We start from the raw sequence: 19,057 nt of genomic DNA on the forward strand, positions 1-19,057 counted from the left end.
TCTAAGACAATCAGTCTTCGACAAACGCCTCTTCGCGAGTCTTCTTGACTGCCGGCAAGGTAACCATGACCACCAAGAGTGCTGATGCAATCAGTAATCCCAAGGAAAGTGGACGAGTCAAGAAGGTAGTGAAATCGCCACGGGATAACAATAATGCGCGGCGGAAGTTCTCTTCCATCATTGGTCCAAGTACGAAGCCCAAAAGCAAAGGAGGCGGTTCGCAACCCAGTTTGAAGAAGAGGTAACCAATGATGCCGAAGGCAGCGGTCACGTATACGTCAAACACAGTGTTGTTTACGGTATAGACGCCGATACAGCAGAAAACCAGAATGGCTGGGTACATGAAGCGATAAGGAATCTTCAGTAACTTTACCCAGATACCAATCAAGGGCAAGTTCAAGAGAATCAACATCACGTTACCAATCCACATGGAAGCGATCAGACCCCAGAACAAAGCAGGGTTGCTGGTCATGACTTGTGGGCCAGGCTGAATATTATGAATAGTCATCGCGCCAACCATTAATGCCATCACTGCGTTTGGTGGGATACCTAAGGTAAGTAAAGGAATAAATGATGTTTGAGCAGCAGCATTGTTGGCTGACTCTGGACCAGCTACACCCTCAATCGCACCTTTACCAAACTCATGGCTGTATTTGGAGGATTTCTTCTCGACAGAGTAGGCGCCGAAAGATGCCAAGGCTGCTCCTCCGCCTGGCAGGATGCCTAAAATTGAGCCAATAAAAGTACCACGCAAGATAGACGGAATCATGCGTTTGACGTCTTCCTTGGTAGGAATCATGGTGGTCATCTTATTGAGGAAGCCTTCGTCCTCATCGGTCTTCTCAAGGTTGCCCATGATTTCTGCGAAACCGAATACACCCATAGCAACAGCTACGAAACCAATACCGTCACTTAATTCAGGAATATCAAACGCATAACGCGATACACCCGAGTTAACGTCGGTGCCGATCAAGCCCATTAGAAGACCCAAGACGATCATGCCGATCGCTTTGATCAGAGAGCCGGATGCTAAGACCACTGCACCAATCAAACCCAAGACCATGAGAGAGAAATATTCAGCGGGCCCAAATTTAAATGCCAACTGTGAGAGGGGTGCAGCAAAAGCGGCCAACACTAAAGTTGCCACGCAACCCGCAAAGAATGAACCCATGCCGGCAGTGAACAATGCAACACCAGCTCGACCATTTCTGGCCATTTGGTAGCCATCGATCGCCGTCACCACCGAGGATGTTTCTCCTGGGATGTTCAACAGAATCGCTGTTGTAGAGCCACCGTACTGTGAGCCGTAGTAAATACCAGCCAACATAATCAATGCAGCGATTGGAGGCAAGGCATAAGTAGCTGGCAATAACATGGCAATCGTGGCGATTGGACCCAAGCCTGGCAACACGCCAATCAGGGTTCCCAATACACAGCCGATCAGACAGTAAAGAAGATTTTGTAATGTAAACGCGGTATCAAAACCGAGAGCTAAATTAGCAAATAAGTCCATTTTCAGTATCCCGGTACGTTATTGAAGAAAGAAAGGCAGTAATGGGAACTGCAATTTCAGACCCAAAACGAATACCGAATAAGTGAAAACAATTAGAAATGTGGCATTGATTAAAGTGCCTTTCCAATGAAATTCATGACTTGCGCTGGCTGACATAAATACCAAAACGAAGACCGCTACGATAAAGCCCATCGTTGGTAGGAGGGCGCCGTATGCAATGACGGATCCAGTAATGAGGCCAATGACCTTCCAGTTGAAAGGAGGGATTTTTTCAATCGCTGCTTTGGCACTGAGTGACTTCACTAGGATTATTAAGCCCAGGGCTGTCATAACTAGGCCAAGCCAGAAGGGGAAGTATCCAGGCCCCATTTTGGCGGGAGTTCCCATTGGGTACTGGGTAGCCATGAAGGTAAAAAAGAGACCAATGACCATATACATTAGGCCGGCCCCAAAATCTTTTTGATTACGGATTTCCAAGTTGCGCTCCTTAATTACCGACTTATTTGTCGATTTATTGATGTTGAGCGATTGTAAGGCAGGATACGGGGATCTTGTCTAGGGTTTGCCCTAGACAGGTGCCAATGCGATAATTATTGCCATGAAAGTCTCCCAAATTCGCCAGGCCTATCTGGACTTCTTTGCCCAAAAAGGTCACCAAATCGTCCCTTCCAGCCCAGTAGTGCCAGGGGATGACCCAACCCTGCTATTTACTAATGCAGGCATGAACCAATTTAAGGATGTGTTTTTGGGCTTCGATAAGCGCCCATATAACCGCGCGACGACTGCTCAGAAGTGCATCCGAGCCGGTGGAAAGCACAATGACTTGGATAACGTCGGATACACCGCGCGTCACCATACCTTTTTTGAAATGTTGGGTAATTTCTCTTTTGGAGATTATTTCAAGAAGGACGCTATTCAATTTGCCTGGGATTTATTGACCCAAGTTTTCCAGTTGCCAAAAGAAAAACTCCTAGTCACTGTCTATGCTGAAGATGACGAGGCTTATGACATTTGGAATAAGCAAATTGGTGTGCCCGCCGATCGCATTATTCGCATTGGAGATAACAAGGGCGCGCGTTACGCATCGGATAATTTTTGGATGATGGGTGATACAGGTCCTTGCGGACCTTGCACTGAAATATTCTACGATCACGGCGAACATATTCCTGGAGGTCCTCCTGGAAGTCCTAATGAAGATGGTGACCGCTTCATCGAAATTTGGAATAACGTATTCATGCAGTACAACCGTGACGAGGCCGGTGTAATGCATCCGCTACCTAAGCCTAGTGTTGATACAGGCATGGGTCTTGAGCGTATTGCAGCAGTCTTGCAGCATGTTCACTCCAATTATGAAATTGACCTCTTTGTCAATCTCCTCAAAGCTTCCAAGGGGGCTGTAGATGCTGCTGGTGGCGAGAATTGTGACGCACAAAGCCCATCACTCAAAGTGATTGCAGATCATATTCGCGCATGTAGCTTTATTGTCGTTGATGGTGTCATTCCAGGTAATGCTGGTCGTGGTTATGTATTACGCCGCATTGCACGTCGCGCGATTCGTCATGGTTATAAGCTGGGTGCACGTAAACCATTCTTCTATCAGTTGGTTCCTGCGCTCGTTAAAGAGATGGGCGAAGCCTATCCGGAGTTGCGCGCCGCACAAGATAAAGTCAGCGAAGTTATTAAGCAAGAAGAAGAGCGCTTCTTCCAAACGATTGCCAATGGCATGGAAATTTTGGATGGTGCTTTAGCTGGCGGCGCAAAAGTAGTCGATGGAGAAACTGCTTTCCGTTTGCATGACACTTTTGGTTTCCCATTGGATTTAACGGCTGACGTTTGTCGCGAACGTGGCGTTACTGTTGATGCAGATGGTTTTGAAGTAGCGATGCAGAAGCAACGTGATCAAGCAAGAGCCGCAGGCAAATTCAAGGTAGCTCAGGGTCTGGATTACAAAGGCAAGCCTACGCAATTTCATGGTTATGACACCTTAAAGCATGAGGGCGCCAAAGTAACCGCCTTGTATGTAGATGGTTCTGCCGTCCCCTCTGTTAAAGCGGGCGATGCTGCCGTGATTGTTTTGGATAACACCCCTTTTTATGCTGAATCTGGGGGTCAAGTAGGGGACAAAGGCGAGCTGCGCAACGACAGTATTCGTTTTGCAGTTGAAGATACCTTCAAGATTCAAGCTGATGTATTTGGTCATCAAGGTGAAGTGCTTGAGGGTGAGCTTAAGGTGGGTGATGCTATTAATGCGTTAGTAGACAATCAGCAAAGAACCGACACGATGCGTAACCACAGCGCTACTCATATCTTGCACAAAGCCTTACGTGAAGTGCTGGGCGATCATGTGCAACAAAAAGGGTCATTGGTAGATGCCACTAAGACCCGTTTCGACTTTACTCACAACGCACCGATTACCGCTGAGCAAATTCGTCGCATTGAAAATATTGTTAATCAAGAGATTCTGGAAAACACAGCCACTTCAGGCAAAGTCATGTCTTTGGATGATGCGCAAAAGACTGGAGCCATGATGTTGTTTGGCGAGAAGTACGGCGAAGAAGTGCGAGTACTGGAGATAGGTTCTTCTAAAGAACTTTGTGGCGGTACTCACGTAGGACGTACTGGTGATATCGGCAGCTTGAAGATTGTTTCGGAGGGCGGTGTTGCAGCCGGCATCCGCCGTGTTGAGGCTGTTACTGGTAATAACGCGCTGCATTTCTTGCAAGGTTTAGAAGACAAGATTAATGAAGCTGCGGCGATTCTCAAAACCCACCCTGGTGATTTGGTTAATCGCGTTGCGCAACTTCAAGAAAGCCTGCGTCAAGCGGAGCGCGATTTAGAAAAAGTGAACTCTAAGTTGGCTGCCAGCCAGGGTGATGAGTTGGCGGGTCAAGCCATTGATGTGAATGGCATTAAAGTCCTTGCTGCTCGACTTGATGGTGCTGATGCTAGCGTGCTTCGTGAAACGATGGATGCTCTCAAAGCTAAGCTCAAAACCGCTGCTATTGTGTTGGCTTCGGTTCAGGGCGATAAGGTGAGTTTGATTGCTGGTGTAACGGCTGATTCGATTGGCAAAGTAAAGGCAGGCGATCTCGTGAACTTTGTTGCCCAACAAGTGGGCGGTAAAGGCGGCGGTAAACCAGAAATGGCGATGGCCGGCGGAACTGATCCTAGTAAGCTGGGCGCTGCTTTAGAGGGCGTTAAAGACTGGATAGCAAGCAAATGAGTGAACCAGTGAATATTGCTTTTAATGCAGAGGTAGATGCAATTGGTATGAACTGCCCATTGCCTATCTTGCGTACTAAAAAAGCCTTGGCAACGATGCAGTCCGGTGAAGTCTTAAAGATTAAGGCAACCGATGCGGGCGCCGCTCATGACTTCCCTGCATTTGCCAAGCAAACTGGTAATGAGTTGCTTGCAAGCACTACAGAAGGTGATGTACTGGTTTTCTTTATGAAGCGCAGATAAGAAAAATTCTGACGCTCATACCTCTTGGTAAGGGATCAAACAAAAAGGCAGAGAAAAATCTCTGCCTTTTTTATTCAAACTCAAAAACGATTACATTAAAGAGCGGCTCTTTAGATAAGCGGCAAAGTCTGCTGAAACCTCTGGGTGACGCAGGGCAAACTCCACGGAGGCCTTGAGGTAGCCCAATTTGCTACCGCAGTCATAGCGCACGCCATCGTATTCGTAAGCGAATACCGGCTCTTCTTTGAGTAATGCGGCAATTGCATCGGTGAGTTGGATTTCTCCGCCCGCACCTGGTTTGAGATTGCGAATATGGGTGAAGATGTCTGAGGAGAGAACGTAACGGCCAACCACCGCCAAATTAGATGGCGCATCTTTTGGTTGAGGCTTTTCTACTATGCCATCTAGGCGATAGATGCCTTTAATTACTTCAGATCCAGAAACAATTCCATAAGAGCTGCTCTTTGCGGGATCAATTTTTTCCACCGCAAGTACAGAGCCATTTTGCTCCTCAAATACCTTTAGCATTTGCTTAAGAACTGGAGGTTTTCCATCCAATAGGTCATCAGCCAAGATCACGGCGAATGGCTCATCGCGTACCAATTTTTCTGCGCACAATACTGCGTGACCTAAGCCAAGCGCTTCAGGTTGACGCACATATATGCAATCCACGTGACTGGGTTTAACGCTGCGAACGATGTCAAGCAGGGCTTGCTTATTTTTAGCCTCTAACTCCGCTTCAAGTTCATACGCTTTATCAAAGTGATCTTCAATAGCGCGTTTGCTGCGACCAGTAACAAAAATCATTTCAGTGATGCCTGCAGCAATAGCCTCCTCAACAGCATATTGAATGAGTGGTTTATCAACCACATTAAGCATCTCTTTTGGGCTCGCCTTCGTAGCTGGCAAAAAGCGTGTGCCTAAGCCTGCGACTGGAAAAACTGCTTTGGTGACTGCTTTAGTTTTTAATGGCATATAACTTCCAATCGCTTTATTTAGCTGCTTTTATTTGAGACGCTCTAATTGTGCAACAAGCTTCTCATGATTTTGCTCAAAGCCTGCTAGACGTTGTTTTTCTTGGGCAACAACCTCGGCTGGCGCACGTGCCACGAAGCTTTCGTTGGTTAATTTGCCCTTGGCTTTATTGATTTCATTAGCTAGACGCTCAATTTCTTTGCCAAGACGAATACGCTCAGCAGCAACATCTACTTCAATCTTGAGGAGGAGCTTGATATTGCCCACCAAAGCAATTGGGGCGCCCGGGGCATCTTTCTCTAAAACAGATTCATCGCTGTAGATTTTGACCTCAGTTAATTTAGCAAGCGCCATGAGATAAGGGGTCGCTTTTTCGAGGAACTCTTTTGGACCACAAATCCAGAGGGGTACTTTTTGACCGGGAGGCACCTGCATCTCGCCACGAAGATTTCTGCAGGCATCCACAATTGCTTTGATCTGCGTAACCCAGGCTTCACTCTGCTCATCAATCTTTTCAGGCTGAGCAACAGGATAAGGTTGGAGCGCAATGGTTTGTTTTTCTTGCTGGGCTAAAACTTTTCCAGATTTAGGGCCAACAGTTTGCCAAAGCGTTTCGGTAATAAATGGAATTAAAGGATGCGCCATGCGCAAAATAGTTTCCAAAACGCGCAAGAGGGTGCGGCGGGTTGCACGTTGTTGTGCTGGTGTACCAGTCTGCAATTGCACTTTAGCAAGCTCTAGATACCAATCGCAATACTCATCCCAAACAAATTGGTAAATGCTGCTGGCAATATTGTCAAAGCGATAAGCCTCAAAGCCTTTAGCTACCTCGGCTTCAGTCCTTTGTAGTTGAGAAACGATCCAACGATCGGCTGGTGAAAAATCCAAATAGCCATCAGGACCGCATTGGTTGTCACAAGGCGCAAAGCCATTGTCTTCATCGTCACCAGGGCAATTCATGAGCACAAAGCGAGTGGCATTCCAAAGTTTGTTACAGAAATTGCGATAGCCTTCGCAACGCTTTTGATCAAAGTTAATATTGCGACCAAGCGATGCTAGGGAGGCAAAAGTAAAGCGCAGGGCATCAGTGCCAAACGCAGGAATACCATCCGGAAACTCTTTCTTTGTTTTCTTGCTAATACTCTCGGCTTGTTTTGGATTCATGAGGCCAGTAGTTCTCTTGCCTACTAGTTCTTCAATCTTGATGCCGTCAATCAAATCAATTGGATCCAAAGTGTTACCTTTAGATTTGCTCATCTTCTGACCCTCAGCATCCCGAACCAGGCCATGAACATAGACGGTATGAAAAGGTACTTTTCCGGTGAAGTGGCAGGTCATCATGACCATGCGTGCTACCCAGAAAAAGATGATGTCAAAGCCAGTCACCAAAACAGATGAAGGCAAGAAGTGATTTAAGGCAGGCGTTTCTTCTGGCCAACCTAAAGAGCTAAATGGTACGAGCGCAGAGCTGAACCAAGTATCCAGAACGTCAGGGTCACGGTTGAGTTTGCCGGTGTAACCAGCCGCAGCAGCTTTCGCTTTAGCCTCTTCCTCGGAGCGCCCCACAAAAATTTGCCCATCATCGCCATACCAAGCGGGGATTTGATGGCCCCACCAGAGTTGACGGGAGATGCACCAGTCTTGAATATTCTCTAACCACTGGGTATAGGTGTTAATCCAGTTTTCTGGAACCAGCTTGATATCGCCCTTGGTTACTGCATCTAAGGCGGCGCCAGCAATCGAGGAGCCGGGTTGATACTTGTTATCGGGACTAGGTTTGGACATCGCCACAAACCATTGGTCAGTGAGCATGGGTTCAATAATGGTTTGGGTGCGATCACCGCGTGGCACCATTAATTTATGGGGCTGAACTTTTTCCAATAAGCCAGCAGCCTCTAAATCAGAAACGACTTGCTTGCGTGCTGCGAATCTTTCCATACCTTGATACGCAGCCGGAGCATTCTCATTGATCTTGGCATCCAAAGTGAGGATGTTGATCATTGGTAACTGATGGCGTTGACCTACTGCATAGTCATTAAAGTCATGCGCAGGAGTGACTTTTACAACGCCAGTACCAAAATTCAAATCCACATAGTCATCAGCAATCACGGGGATTTGGCGATCGCACAAAGGCAAACCCACTGACTTGCCGATGAGATGTTTATAGCGCTCGTCTTCTGGGTTCACCATGACGGCAACGTCACCCAATAGTGTTTCTGGGCGGGTAGTGGCAACAGTGAGGTGGCCAGAGCCATCGGTCAATGGATAGCGGATATGCCACATTGATCCATCTTCTTCTTCGCTCACTACTTCTAAATCAGAAACTGCCGTACCTAAAACAGGATCCCAGTTCACCAAGCGCTTGCCGCGGTAAATCAAACCTTGTTCATGTAGGCGAACAAAGACTTCGACAACTGCCTTGGACATCTTGCTGTCCATCGTGAAATATTCTTTGCCCCAATCAATCGAAGCGCCTAGGCGACGAATTTGACGGGTAATCGTGTTGCCGGAAGTTTCTTTCCACTCCCAAACTTTTTCTAAAAACTTTTCACGACCTAAATCATGACGAGAAACTTTTTGAGCATCGAGTTGACGCTCCACAACAATTTGAGTCGCAATACCGGCATGATCTGTGCCCGGTACCCATAAAGTATTTTTGCCTGTCATACGAGCATGACGAACCAGGCCATCCATGATGGTTTGATTGAATGCGTGACCCATATGCAGAGTGCCGGTCACATTAGGTGGGGGCAGCTGAATAGAAAAGTCCCCCTTGCCCTCATCCATGGTGGAGTCGGCGATACCTCGGCGTTCCCACTCTGGACCCCAGTAGGCCTCTATCGGGGCGGGTTCGTAGGATTTAGCGAGCTCGTCCGCTGAGCTAGCCGCTGGTGAATTAGGGGTATTTGAGGCATTTGGCATAAGAGGCAAATTATAATTGGGCTGATGTACTCAGACTTGCTCGCGAACCTCAATCCAGAACAGCGCGAGGCAGTGACCCTCCCGCCCGTCCACGAAAATGGCCAAGCCCAATCAGCCTTGATTTTGGCTGGGGCAGGGAGCGGCAAGACCCGCGTCCTCACCACCCGTATAGCCTGGTTGATTCAGACCGGCCAGGTATCCCCTATTGGCGTCCTAGCGGTGACCTTCACCAATAAGGCTGCCAAAGAGATGATGCTTCGTCTCAGTGCCATGCTGCCAATCAATACGCGGGGGATGTGGATTGGTACCTTTCATGGTCTTTGTAATCGTTTATTGCGCGCTCATCACAAGGAAGCGGGTTTACCGTCGACTTTCCAAATCTTAGATACCCAAGATCAACTATCGGCAATTAAGCGCCTTTTAAAGGGTTTAAAAGTCGATGATGAAAAATATCCTGCAAAGCAGTTGCAATACTTTATTGCCCACGCCAAGGAGCGCGGTCAACGCGCAAAAGATTTAGCGCTTGGTGATGATTTCCAAGCCAAGATGGCGCAACTGTATGCGGCTTACGATGAGCAATGCCAACGCGAAGGTGTGGTGGATTTTGCTGAACTCTTATTACGCAGTTATGAATTACTCAAACATAGCGAAGCGATTCGGACTCACTATCAAGAGCGCTTCCGTCATATTTTGATTGATGAGTTTCAAGATACCAACGCCTTGCAGTATGCATGGCTTAAATTATTGTCTGGTCATGACGTAAGTCGCATCAATGTCAGTGGCATGGGTAGTAGTTCCGTTTTTGCGGTGGGCGATGATGATCAAAGTATTTATGCATTCCGTGGCGCCGACGTTGAAAACATGCGTCTCTATGAAAAGCAATACCACCCATTGATGGTGAAGTTAGAGCAGAACTATCGCTCACACGGCCATATTCTAGATACAGCTAATCACCTCATTGCGAATAACTCCGAGCGCCTTGGTAAAAACCTGCGAACCGATGCTGGTCATGGCGAGCCAGTCCGTATTTATGAGGCGCCTAGTGATCATGCCGAGGCAGCTTGGCTGGTGGACGAGATCAAGGCTTTAGTCAATAGTGGCATCAAGCGCACTGAAGTAGCTTTACTCTATCGCAGCAATGCACAGTCACGCATTATTGAGCACGCATTATTTTCTGCGGGTATTCCGTATCGTGTGTACGGCGGTTTGCGGTTCTTCGAGCGCGCTGAAATTAAACATGCGCTCGCCTACTTACGCTTGCTCGAGAATCCAAATGACGACACTTCATTCTCTCGAGTAGTGAATTTTCCAACCCGCGGAATTGGGGCGAGATCAATTGAAGCCTTGCAAGATGCTGCCAGGGCACAACAATGTTCTTTATACCTAGCTGCCTCTACTTTAGAAGGTAAAGCCGGTGCTGCGCTAAGTGGATTTGTGCGTTTAGTAGACCACATGCGTGAAGCCACCCGTCACAACACTTTGCCAGAAACAGTCGAATTTGTAATTCAGCATAGTGGCTTGATTCAGCACTACCTCTCTGAGCGTGAAGGACAAGATCGCGTCGAGAACTTGCAGGAATTGATTAACGCTGCCACTGCCTTTATTGCTGAGGAAGGTTACGGTCAAGATGCAGCCGCCGCAATGTTGCCGGAGGAAAATGCTCCCGGCGTTGTCGAGGTTTCACCTTTGGCCGCTTTCCTATCCCACGCCTCATTAGAGGCTGGCGATAATCAAGCCCAAGCCGGACAAGATGCTGTGCAGTTAATGACGGTGCACTCAGCCAAGGGTTTAGAGTTCACTTCAGTGTTCATTACCGGTCTTGAAGAGGGTTTATTTCCCCATGAGAACAGTGTGAATGAGCAAAACGGCTTGGAGGAAGAACGACGTTTGATGTATGTGGCGATTACACGTGCCAAGGAGCGTCTGTATCTCTCACACACTCAATCACGGATGTTGCATGGCCAGGTACGCTACAACATGCCTTCCCGCTTCCTAGAAGAGCTTCCATCCGATTCATTGAAATGGCTCACCCCTAAAGCAAGAGATGCTCGCTGGGGTGGTGGCAGCTCAAGATCGGGATCCACGTGGCAAGATGGCTATACCCGTCAACGCGAATATGAGTCGAATGATTTTTTTGATTCAGGCTCTGAACGTCAAAGACCGGCGAAGCGAGTTGGTTCAGCTTCGATGGAAGTGAAAAGACTGGCCTCTCCGCCTCGCGGAAATTACCCGTTCACCATTGGGCAGAATGTGTTTCATACGAAGTTCGGTGAAGGACGCGTGACTGGTTTAGAGGGTGTGGATGCCGATGCAAGGGCGCAGGTTAATTTCAAGCGTCATGGCATCAAGTGGTTACAGCTGAGTATTGCAAAGCTTGCTGCGATTGACTGATAAATCAATTAAACAGGCAACACCACTTCATCTTCTGTGAAGCAAGCTTTCCAAGTCGCATAAAAAGAGCAGTGCATTATCGTCAAGCCCGCCATAGAAATCGGGGCGATGATGAACGAGGCTGCCTGCCCCAGATCAAGCGCATCAAAAATCATTCCCACTGTTAGCGGAATGGCAATCAGAATGGCGCTCCAAATAGCTAAATACAGAAAGAACGCGGCTTTATTGGCCCAGCACGCTAATGCGCTAGAGAAGAGTGCTTGTGGCACAGACATATCGGCCCATGCAACTAAGACTGGTGAAAACCACATCAACATTGCTACTGGTATGTACAGTATGGCGCCAAATAAAAGCACCAAGTAAACCTGACGTAAAGCCTCGGGTGTGATGGGTTTATCGCTAGTCATTAATGGCAAGAGTAATTCAAAGTCAACCAAGAGACTCAAGATAAAACTGAGCAACAAAATCATGCCGGCATATACCAGGCCTAATTGCAGAATTCTCTTTCGCACAATAAGACTTGACCGCAGGGCGATCAAATAGACCATCGGCCTAATGCGCTCCTTTTGAATGCCTTGGCGGCAAGCGGTCATGAATCCAACAGAAAGAGTTGGCGTGAGCAGAAGAACTGCAAAGACGCCAATCACTGGAATGACGACTGCTAGTTGCGCTGCAAAGACGTACATAAAGACCAGCATTAAAAAGCCCAAGGGATTTTGTTTAAAGAGCCAAATGCCTTGTCTAATCCAGGTGTAGCCTTCTTTGGGTGCTACGGAATTCAGTTTCATAGTGAGCGGCGACTTAAAAGAATGCGTTCAAAGTGCGTAGGGTCATGCGGGGTTAGCATCTGCGCATCACGCGGCAAATAGAAGTCCCAGAGTCTTGAAACCCAGAAGCGTAAAGCTGCTGCACGCAACATGAGTGGCCAGCTAGCTTGCTCTTCTTTGGTGAGAGGGCGAACTGACTGATAGGCTTTCATGAACGCGTCTAAGCGAGCAGGATCTAAATCTTGCTTGTTATCTGCAAGACACCAATCATTGGCAGTGACGGCGATATCAAATAGCCATTTATCAGTGCCAGCAAAGTAAAAATCAAAGAAGCCACCCAAATGATCTTGAGAGATATCAGATCCTTTGGGATCAAATAAAACATTGTCGCGAAAGAGATCGCAATGACTCGCCCCTTGCGGCAATCCATCATAGGTGCCTGAGGCAAAAAATTCCTCTTGAGTTTGTAACTCATGAGTAATGAGCTCTTTCTGGGGCGTGCTTAAGTTTGGTAATACCGAAGGTATTGTTTTCTGCCACCAAGCAACGCTACGAAGATTCTCTTGGGACTTTGGAAAATCTTTTCCAGCCAAATGCATCTTCGCTAGCATCTCGCCAACAAGAGCGCAATGATTGGCTTCTGGTTGGAGTCTGGAAAGGCCTGGTAGCTTGGTAACAATGGCTGCCGGCTTGCCTTTGAGGGCAAAAAGAATGTTGCCCTGTTTATTCTCGATCGGCTTGGGTACAGGCACACCTTTGTTTGCTAGGTGGCGCATTAACTCTAAGTAGAAAGGAAGTTGTTCCGCAGATAATCTTTCAAAGATTGTTAAAACATATTCCTGCTTCTTGCCATCTTTAGTGGTATCTAAGAAAAAATTAGAGTTTTCAATACCACCATGAATGCCACGAATTTCAGTGGCTTGGCCGATATCAAAGTCTTGAGCAATCCATTGAGAAATATCCTCAAGCTCGATCGGGGTAAATACAGCCATAAATCAATAAATGCTTTTTAAGTTAAAAGGGAATGCTGACGCTAGGAACGCTGATCAGATCAGTATCTTTTGGGGGTCCTGGCATTACTGTTGTAGGCGGCGCCATTTCATAACTGGTATAGGGCGTTTTTACATCTACCTGCGTTGGAGAATTGACATCTTTGTATTCGGTTACAGTGGTGCCGTTTTTGTCTCGGTATTGATAGTTTGGCTTGCGTTGCTCAGGGTTGGATGTCGCGCCACTTGCGCTCACAGCGGGTGCGAGTGGCTGACTATTGATACGGTTTAATTCCGATGGGCTCAGTGCCTGGCTGTTATTCTGAGCGTGGGCTGAAGTGGTGCCAAAAAGTCCAAAAACCACCAAAAAACTCATTAGGGTTAGGCTTTGACTCATTGAGCGGCTAATTAAGTTCGTTAAATAATGCATTTTTTCACCTTTTCAAGCCTACTCTCGGTCGGTTCCCTAACCAGACCTGTAGGCAATTCACAACTAGATTGTACGATTGCGGTATGACTAAACATAGACTCTTGTTGGTAGACGGTTCTAGCTACCTCTATCGCGCCTTCCACGCCATGCCAGACCTCAGAAATGGGGCTGGAGAGCCTACTGGGGCTATTTATGGCATGGTGAATATGATGCGCCGGGCCCGATCTGAGCTTAAGGCCGACCATATTGCCTGTGTTTTTGATGCTAAAGGGAAGACCTTCCGCGACGAAATGTACTCAGAATACAAGGCGCATCGCTCCCCCATGCCTGAGGATTTGGTTAAACAGATTGAGCCAATTCATGCCATGGTGAAGGCTTTAGGATGGCCCGTATTGATGGTCTCCGGTGTTGAGGCGGACGATGTCATTGGGACGTTGGCTTGCCAAGCTACGCAAGCGGGTTGGGAAACCATCATCTCCACGGGCGATAAAGATTTGGCGCAACTGGTAAATCCTTCAGTCACCCTCATCAATACGATGACAAATGAAAAGCTAGATATCGAAGGTGTCAAAGAAAAGTTTGGCGTACCACCAGAATTGATTGTGGATTATTTATCTATCATCGGCGATACCGTCGATAACGTGCCAGGTGTTCCGAAGGCGGGACCAAAGACGGCCAATAAATGGCTAGCGGAATTTGGTAATCTCGATAACTTGATGGCAAATGCCGATCAAGTTAAAGGCGTAGTTGGTGAAAACTTGCGCGCTACGCTTCCTTGGCTGCCGCAAGCTCGTCAACTCATTACGGTAAAAACCGATTGTGATTTATCGCCCCATTTACCAAGCTTAGATGACTTGCATGCCAAGTCTGAAGACGCGCCTTTATTACGTGAATTATTTGAGCGCTATGCATTTAAGACTTGGTTGCGTGACGTTGAAAAGAAGCTTACAAGCCCAGAGAATAAAGGTGAGATGGCCGAATTTGATTTAGCAGGCAGTCCAATTTCTTCTTCTGGCACAGGTACTGATGAGGAAAAAAAGACCCGCGTGATTGCCAGCTCGCCGACCAAGGATTTATCACAAGCAACTCGAGACTCGCAAGATGCAGTTGAGCGTCACTACGAATGCGTGGTGGATGAAGCGAGTTTAGAGAGGTGGCTAACGAAGATTGAGGCATCTGAATTAACAGCAGTTGATACGGAAACTACTAGTCTTGATGCGCTTGCGGCAGAACTTGTTGGAATTTCTTTATCAGTAAAGCCGGGTGAAGCTTGTTACATTCCAGTTGCTCACCGCAACGGTGAAGTACAACTTGATCGTGACCTAGTGCTTGCGCGTATGAAGCCTTGGTTGGAAAGCGTAACGAATTTAAAAGTAGGTCAAAATTTAAAGTACGACGCCCATATTTTTGCAAACTATGGCATTACCTTAAAGGGTGTTGCATTCGATACCTTGCTAGAGTCATATGTGCTCGAGTCGCACATGCCCCACAATATGGACAGCTTGGCCGAACGCCATCTGGGCATGAAAACCATTCGCTATGAAGAGGTCTGCGGCAAAGGCGTTCACCAGATTGGCTTTGACCAAGTCGACCTCCAAATTGCGACAGACTATGCGGCAGAAGATGCCGACATTACTTTGCGTCTGCATTTGGAATTATGGCCACAGATTCAAGAAAACTCAGGCTTGCTCTATATCTACGAAAAGGTAGAAATGCCCGCTATGCGTGTGCTCGGCATCATGGAGCGTAACGGCATTCGGATTGATTCAGGATTATTGGCCAAACAAGGCCAGCAGGTGGGCAAACGTTTGCTTGAGTTAGAAGGCGAAATTCACAAGCTAGCAGGTCAGCCTTTTAATATTCAGTCACCTAAGCAGATCGCAGAAATTTTATTTGGACAACTTGAGCTTCCGGTAATTAAAAAGACGCCTTCAGGTGCACCCTCTACCGATGAGGAAGTGTTGCAGAAGTTAGCGGAAGACTATCCCTTGCCTGCGCGCATTTTGGATTACCGCAGTTTGGCGAAGCTAATGTCTACCTATATTGAGAAGCTTCCTCGCATGGCCGATCCCAAGACGGGCCGCGTTCACACGAACTTTTCTCAAGCTACTGCAGTCACAGGTCGCCTAGCATCAAGCGATCCAAACTTGCAAAATATTCCAGTGCGAACAGAAGAGGGGCGTCGTATTCGTGAGGCCTTTGTTCCAGCAGACGGATGTAAATTGTTGTCGGCAGATTATTCCCAAATTGAGTTGCGCATCATGGCACATATCGCCGAAGATGAAAATCTCTTAACGGCATTTAAAGAGGGTAAGGACGTTCACCAAGCCACTGCAGCAGAGATTTTTGGTGTTCCATTGGATGATGTCAACTCTGAGCAACGTCGTTACGCCAAGGTAATTAACTTTGGCCTGATTTACGGTATGAGCGCTTTTGGGTTAGCTGGCAACTTAGGTATTGAGCGTTCTGCTGCGCAAAACTATATAGCCAAATACTTCGATCGTTATCCAGGGGTGGCTCAATATATGGAGCGTACACGTCTCGAAGCAAGAGAGAATGGTTATGTAGAGACGGTCTTTGGGCGACGTCTTTGGTTGCCAGAGATCAAGGGCTCCAATGGTCCGCGACGCCAAGGTGCTGAGCGGGCAGCAATTAATGCCCCTATGCAAGGCACCGCAGCTGACTTAATCAAATTGGCCATGATCGCAGTTGAGGATTGGCTCGAAAAAGAGCAGCTCAAAACCAAGCTACTACTACAGGTTCATGATGAGTTGGTCCTAGATGTGCCTTTTGATGAGCTTGAAGTAGTACAGGCCAAATTACCCGGTTTGATGTGCAATGTCGCTCAGTTAAAGGTGCCTTTGGTGGTTAGTATTGGGATTGGCGATAATTGGGAAGAGGCGCACTAAGTATTCAATGAGAAATGCAGGCCAGGAGATAAGGTAATGAGTAAAGACATTCAAAATAGTCGACGCAATTTTATGAAAACATCTGCAATTGGCGTGACTGCTATTGGGGTTGGATTTGTAGGGGCATCCGAGCCTGTCATGGCTGCGGCTATTGAAACGGATTTCAAAGGCATTAAAGCTGGTGAGCAGATGATCCCCGTTGGTAGCTTTCAGTTACCAGCGTATGTCTCTCGACCTGAAAAAGCGAAAGGCTCTTTGCCCATCATTATTGTGGCGAGCGAGATTTTTGGTGTGCACGAATACATTGCTGATGTCACCAGACGTTTTGCAAAGTTGGGATATCTTGCGATTGCCCCAGAGTTTTTTACGCGCGCAGGCGACCCTAATACTTACGGCACTATTGCTGAAATTATGACTAATATTGTGGCCAAGACTCCTGATGCTCAGGTTTTAAATGATCTACAAGCTGCTTTAGTGTGGGCTGGCAAAAATGGCGGTGACTTAAAGCGCGTCGGTGTTACTGGCTTCTGTTGGGGTGGTCGTATTACTTGGTTGTCCGCAACCTTGCCGCAGGTGCGTGCCGGTGTAGCTTGGTACGGTCGTCTGATCGGCGAGAAGACTGAGGGCAATCCTCGCCATCCTATAGATATTGCTGCTGATTTAAAGGCGCCAGTGCTCGGCTTGTATGGCGCCGCTGATACCGGAATTTCTTTGGAGAGTATTGATCAAATGCGCGCAGCTTTGGCAGAGGCCGCCCCCAAGAATCCTGTCGCCAAGGCTTGTGAATTTGTAGTTTATCCAGATACCCCCCATGCATTCCATGCTGATTACCGCGCAAGCTATCGTGAAGGTCCTGCGAAAGATGGTTGGGAAAAGTGCCTAGCCTGGTTTCAGAAAAACGGAGTGGCATAAGCTCGATGACTGTTTTACAAAGTATTCTCCTGGTGACTGCGTTAGCGGGAACTGCTAGCGTCTTGGTGGCCGCAAGCTGTTCTTTGGCCATGCTCTCCAAGATGGTCAACAATATGGTGAGCCTATCGGTCGGCATATTGCTAGCAACCGCTTTACTCCACTCCTTGCCTGAAGCATTTAGCATGGAAGGTGCAAAACCTCAGTTCTTATTTGCTACTTTGCTTGCTGGGTTATTGGGTTTCTTCTTGCTTGAGAAGATCGCATTATTGCGACACGACCACCATCACGAAGGTGATGGGCACCACCATCACCATGGCCATGATGCAGAAAATGCTGGGCGTAGTGGCTGGATGATTTTGGTTGGCGATGGTATTCATAACTTCGTAGATGGCATCTTGATTGCTGCAGCCTTTATGGCCGACCATCAAGTGGGCATTTTTACGGCCATTGCGATCATTGCCCATGAAATCCCGCAAGAGATCGGTGATTTCATTGTCATGTTAAATGCTGGCTTTTCCCGTGCACGAGCCTTGTTGTACAACCTTATCTGCGGTTTATCAGCAGTAGTGGGTGGCGTATTGGCTTATTTCTTCTTAGAAAAAGCGCATGCAGCGATGCCATATTTATTGGTGATTGCTTCTAGTAGTTTTATTTATATTGCAGTGAGTGATCTCATCCCGCAAATGCACCGTCGCCCTCACTGGGTCGAGTCTTTACGTCAGACGGTCTTGATTGCTTGTGGTGTAGGGTTTGTGATCCTATTGTCCTTATTGCACTAACAAGCTTTAAAGCTCAACAGGCCTTTTGGGGTCTGCGCACCATTCGCTCCAGCTACCTGCATACAGGCGCGAGCCTTTAAAGCCAGCAAGCTCCATCGCTAGAAGATTATGACAAGCGGTGACGCCAGATCCACATTGATGAATCACTGCAGAGGCTTTAGTGGTCCCGAGGAATTCTGAAAATTCTTTGAATAATTGCTCAGGAGTTTTGAATGCAGTCGCATTGAGATTATTTTTAAAGAAGCGATTCATCGCTCCCGGAATATGGCCACCAACTGGATCAAGCGTTTCATTTTGACCATGAAAGCGATCTTCAGTGCGTGCATCGATGATTTTGTTTTTCTTTGTCTCTAGATTAGCCACCACTTCATCGACTAAAACCAGTCCCGCATAAGGCATCACTCCAATGGCTTCGGTGCAAGGGGTGGACGCTCTTGGAATAGAACCCATGGGACCATTCCAAGAATCTAAGCCGCCATCCAGAACTTGAACATTGGCATGCCCTGTGGCTTTAAGCATCCACCACAAACGGCTGGCATACACTGAGCCTTGTTTGTCATAGGTAACTACTAAGGTATTGGGGTTAATGCCCAAGCGCGTTTTAGTTTTAGCCCAGGCTTCTGGACTGGGCAGGGGATGTCTGCCGTTCGTGCCAGTCTTGTTTCCTGAGAGATCTTTATCGAGGTCTACATAAATGGCACCAGGAATATGACTTTCTTCGTAGGATTTTTTGCCGATCAGTGGGTCGACTAAATCAAAGCGACAGTCACAGAGCAATACATTTTCACCACTATTAATGATTTCTTCTAACTGGTTAGCTGTGATTAGAGGAGTCATGATGCTTCCTATTTTTGGTGATGAGGGTTATTAATAAAAGGCGTAGATTCAAACACGAAGTGCAACACGGTTTAAGGACTGCATAAATACTTCATTGGGGGTTTTAAATCCTAATCGTTTTCTAGGTCGGTTGTTTAAACGGTCTTGGATCATTCTAAGCTCCTTATC

General features: G+C 47.3%; 14 protein-coding genes and 1 pseudogene. 6 read left to right on the top strand and 9 right to left on the bottom strand.

Going from position 1 to position 19,057, the window contains the following annotated elements:
• Positions 1-10: 10 nt before the first annotated feature.
• Positions 11-1,513 (bottom strand): tripartite tricarboxylate transporter permease, encoded by a 1,503-nt coding sequence (locus VC188_RS01580; RefSeq protein WP_072582848.1) that lies wholly within the window; start codon positions 1,511-1,513, stop codon positions 11-13.
• An 18-nt stretch (positions 1,514-1,531) separates the two neighbouring features.
• Positions 1,532-1,990, bottom strand: coding sequence for a tripartite tricarboxylate transporter TctB family protein (locus VC188_RS01585; RefSeq protein WP_072582849.1), 459 nt, complete (start codon positions 1,988-1,990; stop codon positions 1,532-1,534).
• Between the two features lie 121 nt (positions 1,991-2,111).
• On the opposite strand from VC188_RS01585, the gene alaS reads away from it, so the two are divergent.
• Positions 2,112-4,736: an alanine--tRNA ligase gene (gene alaS, locus VC188_RS01590; protein WP_323482814.1), complete on the top strand. Its 2,625-nt coding sequence runs from the start codon at positions 2,112-2,114 to the stop codon at positions 4,734-4,736.
• Entirely contained in the window at positions 4,733-4,978 is a 246-nt protein-coding gene (locus tag VC188_RS01595; protein ID WP_216860890.1) for a sulfurtransferase TusA family protein, read from the top strand. The genes alaS and VC188_RS01595 overlap by 4 nt, the downstream gene beginning before the upstream one ends.
• 90 nt (positions 4,979-5,068) lie before the next feature.
• Here VC188_RS01595 and galU read toward each other — a convergent pair whose 3' ends face one another.
• Both galU and VC188_RS01605 read right to left on the bottom strand, forming a co-directional pair.
• Complete coding sequence (gene galU / locus VC188_RS01600) at positions 5,069-5,953, bottom strand: UTP--glucose-1-phosphate uridylyltransferase GalU (protein ID WP_323482815.1); 885 nt, start codon at positions 5,951-5,953, stop codon at positions 5,069-5,071.
• Positions 5,954-5,983: 30 nt separating this feature from the next.
• Positions 5,984-8,875 (bottom strand): valine--tRNA ligase, encoded by a 2,892-nt coding sequence (locus VC188_RS01605; RefSeq protein WP_323482816.1) that lies wholly within the window; start codon positions 8,873-8,875, stop codon positions 5,984-5,986.
• Between the two features lie 24 nt (positions 8,876-8,899).
• Between VC188_RS01605 and VC188_RS01610 the strand changes: the two genes are divergently transcribed.
• The gene (locus VC188_RS01610; RefSeq protein WP_323482817.1) at positions 8,900-11,266 is read left to right on the top strand and encodes a UvrD-helicase domain-containing protein; all 2,367 of its coding nucleotides are present in this window, start codon (positions 8,900-8,902) and stop codon (positions 11,264-11,266) included.
• An 8-nt stretch (positions 11,267-11,274) separates the two neighbouring features.
• Here the strand turns inward: VC188_RS01610 and VC188_RS01615 are convergent, their stop codons facing one another.
• Genes VC188_RS01615 through VC188_RS01625 form a run of 3 tightly spaced genes read right to left on the bottom strand, consistent with a single transcriptional unit; the run spans position 11,275 to position 13,419 of the window.
• Positions 11,275-12,054 carry a BPSS1780 family membrane protein gene (locus VC188_RS01615; RefSeq protein WP_215320845.1) on the bottom strand — a complete coding sequence of 260 codons (780 nt, stop codon included), beginning with the start codon at positions 12,052-12,054 and terminating at the stop codon, positions 11,275-11,277.
• Complete coding sequence (locus VC188_RS01620) at positions 12,051-13,025, bottom strand: homoserine kinase (RefSeq protein ID WP_323482818.1); 975 nt, start codon at positions 13,023-13,025, stop codon at positions 12,051-12,053. The genes VC188_RS01615 and VC188_RS01620 overlap by 4 nt, the downstream gene beginning before the upstream one ends.
• Before the next feature lie 22 nt (positions 13,026-13,047).
• The gene (locus VC188_RS01625) at positions 13,048-13,419 is read right to left on the bottom strand and encodes a hypothetical protein (protein ID WP_323482819.1); all 372 of its coding nucleotides are present in this window, start codon (positions 13,417-13,419) and stop codon (positions 13,048-13,050) included.
• Positions 13,420-13,535: 116 nt separating this feature from the next.
• Here VC188_RS01625 and polA point away from each other — a divergent pair, with 116 nt between their 5' ends.
• From polA to VC188_RS01640, 3 genes are read left to right on the top strand one after another with little or no spacing between them, the layout of a single operon-like run.
• Complete coding sequence (polA, locus tag VC188_RS01630; protein WP_323482820.1) at positions 13,536-16,361, top strand: DNA polymerase I; 2,826 nt, start codon at positions 13,536-13,538, stop codon at positions 16,359-16,361.
• A gap of 36 nt (positions 16,362-16,397) precedes the next feature.
• A complete protein-coding gene (locus tag VC188_RS01635; protein WP_216192119.1) occupies positions 16,398-17,273 on the top strand; it encodes a dienelactone hydrolase family protein in 876 nt (291 codons plus the stop codon).
• Positions 17,270-18,052 (top strand): ZIP family metal transporter, encoded by a 783-nt coding sequence (locus VC188_RS01640; RefSeq protein WP_370624667.1) that lies wholly within the window; start codon positions 17,270-17,272, stop codon positions 18,050-18,052. Before VC188_RS01635 ends, VC188_RS01640 begins: the two co-directional genes overlap by 4 nt.
• 6 nt (positions 18,053-18,058) lie before the next feature.
• On the opposite strand, the gene VC188_RS01645 is transcribed toward VC188_RS01640, so the two are convergent.
• Both VC188_RS01645 and VC188_RS01650 read right to left on the bottom strand, forming a co-directional pair.
• On the bottom strand, positions 18,059-18,889 hold the full coding sequence (locus VC188_RS01645) for a sulfurtransferase (RefSeq protein WP_323482821.1): 831 nt from the start codon (positions 18,887-18,889) through the stop codon (positions 18,059-18,061).
• A gap of 48 nt (positions 18,890-18,937) precedes the next feature.
• Positions 18,938-19,057: pseudogene (locus VC188_RS01650) on the bottom strand (IS30 family transposase); the annotation flags it as partial.

The organism is Polynucleobacter sp. MG-28-Ekke-A2, from assembly GCF_035012985.1.
Classification (GTDB): domain Bacteria; phylum Pseudomonadota; class Gammaproteobacteria; order Burkholderiales; family Burkholderiaceae; genus Polynucleobacter.

Bases quoted from the DNA above. Each gene is read 5' to 3' on its own strand.
- VC188_RS01580 (WP_072582848.1), bottom strand. From the start codon at position 1,513: ATGGACTTATTTGCTAATTTAGCTCTCGGTTTTGATACCGCGTTTACA.
- alaS (WP_323482814.1), top strand. From the start codon at position 2,112: ATGAAAGTCTCCCAAATTCGCCAGGCCTATCTGGACTTCTTTGCCCAA.
- VC188_RS01595 (WP_216860890.1), top strand. From the start codon at position 4,733: ATGAGTGAACCAGTGAATATTGCTTTTAATGCAGAGGTAGATGCAATT.
- galU (WP_323482815.1), bottom strand. From the start codon at position 5,953: ATGCCATTAAAAACTAAAGCAGTCACCAAAGCAGTTTTTCCAGTCGCA.
- VC188_RS01605 (WP_323482816.1), bottom strand. From the start codon at position 8,875: ATGCCAAATGCCTCAAATACCCCTAATTCACCAGCGGCTAGCTCAGCG.
- VC188_RS01610 (WP_323482817.1), top strand. From the start codon at position 8,900: ATGTACTCAGACTTGCTCGCGAACCTCAATCCAGAACAGCGCGAGGCA.
- VC188_RS01615 (WP_215320845.1), bottom strand. From the start codon at position 12,054: ATGAAACTGAATTCCGTAGCACCCAAAGAAGGCTACACCTGGATTAGA.
- VC188_RS01620 (WP_323482818.1), bottom strand. From the start codon at position 13,025: ATGGCTGTATTTACCCCGATCGAGCTTGAGGATATTTCTCAATGGATT.
- VC188_RS01625 (WP_323482819.1), bottom strand. From the start codon at position 13,419: ATGAGTCAAAGCCTAACCCTAATGAGTTTTTTGGTGGTTTTTGGACTT.
- polA (WP_323482820.1), top strand. From the start codon at position 13,536: ATGACTAAACATAGACTCTTGTTGGTAGACGGTTCTAGCTACCTCTAT.
- VC188_RS01635 (WP_216192119.1), top strand. From the start codon at position 16,398: ATGAGTAAAGACATTCAAAATAGTCGACGCAATTTTATGAAAACATCT.
- VC188_RS01645 (WP_323482821.1), bottom strand. From the start codon at position 18,889: ATGACTCCTCTAATCACAGCTAACCAGTTAGAAGAAATCATTAATAGT.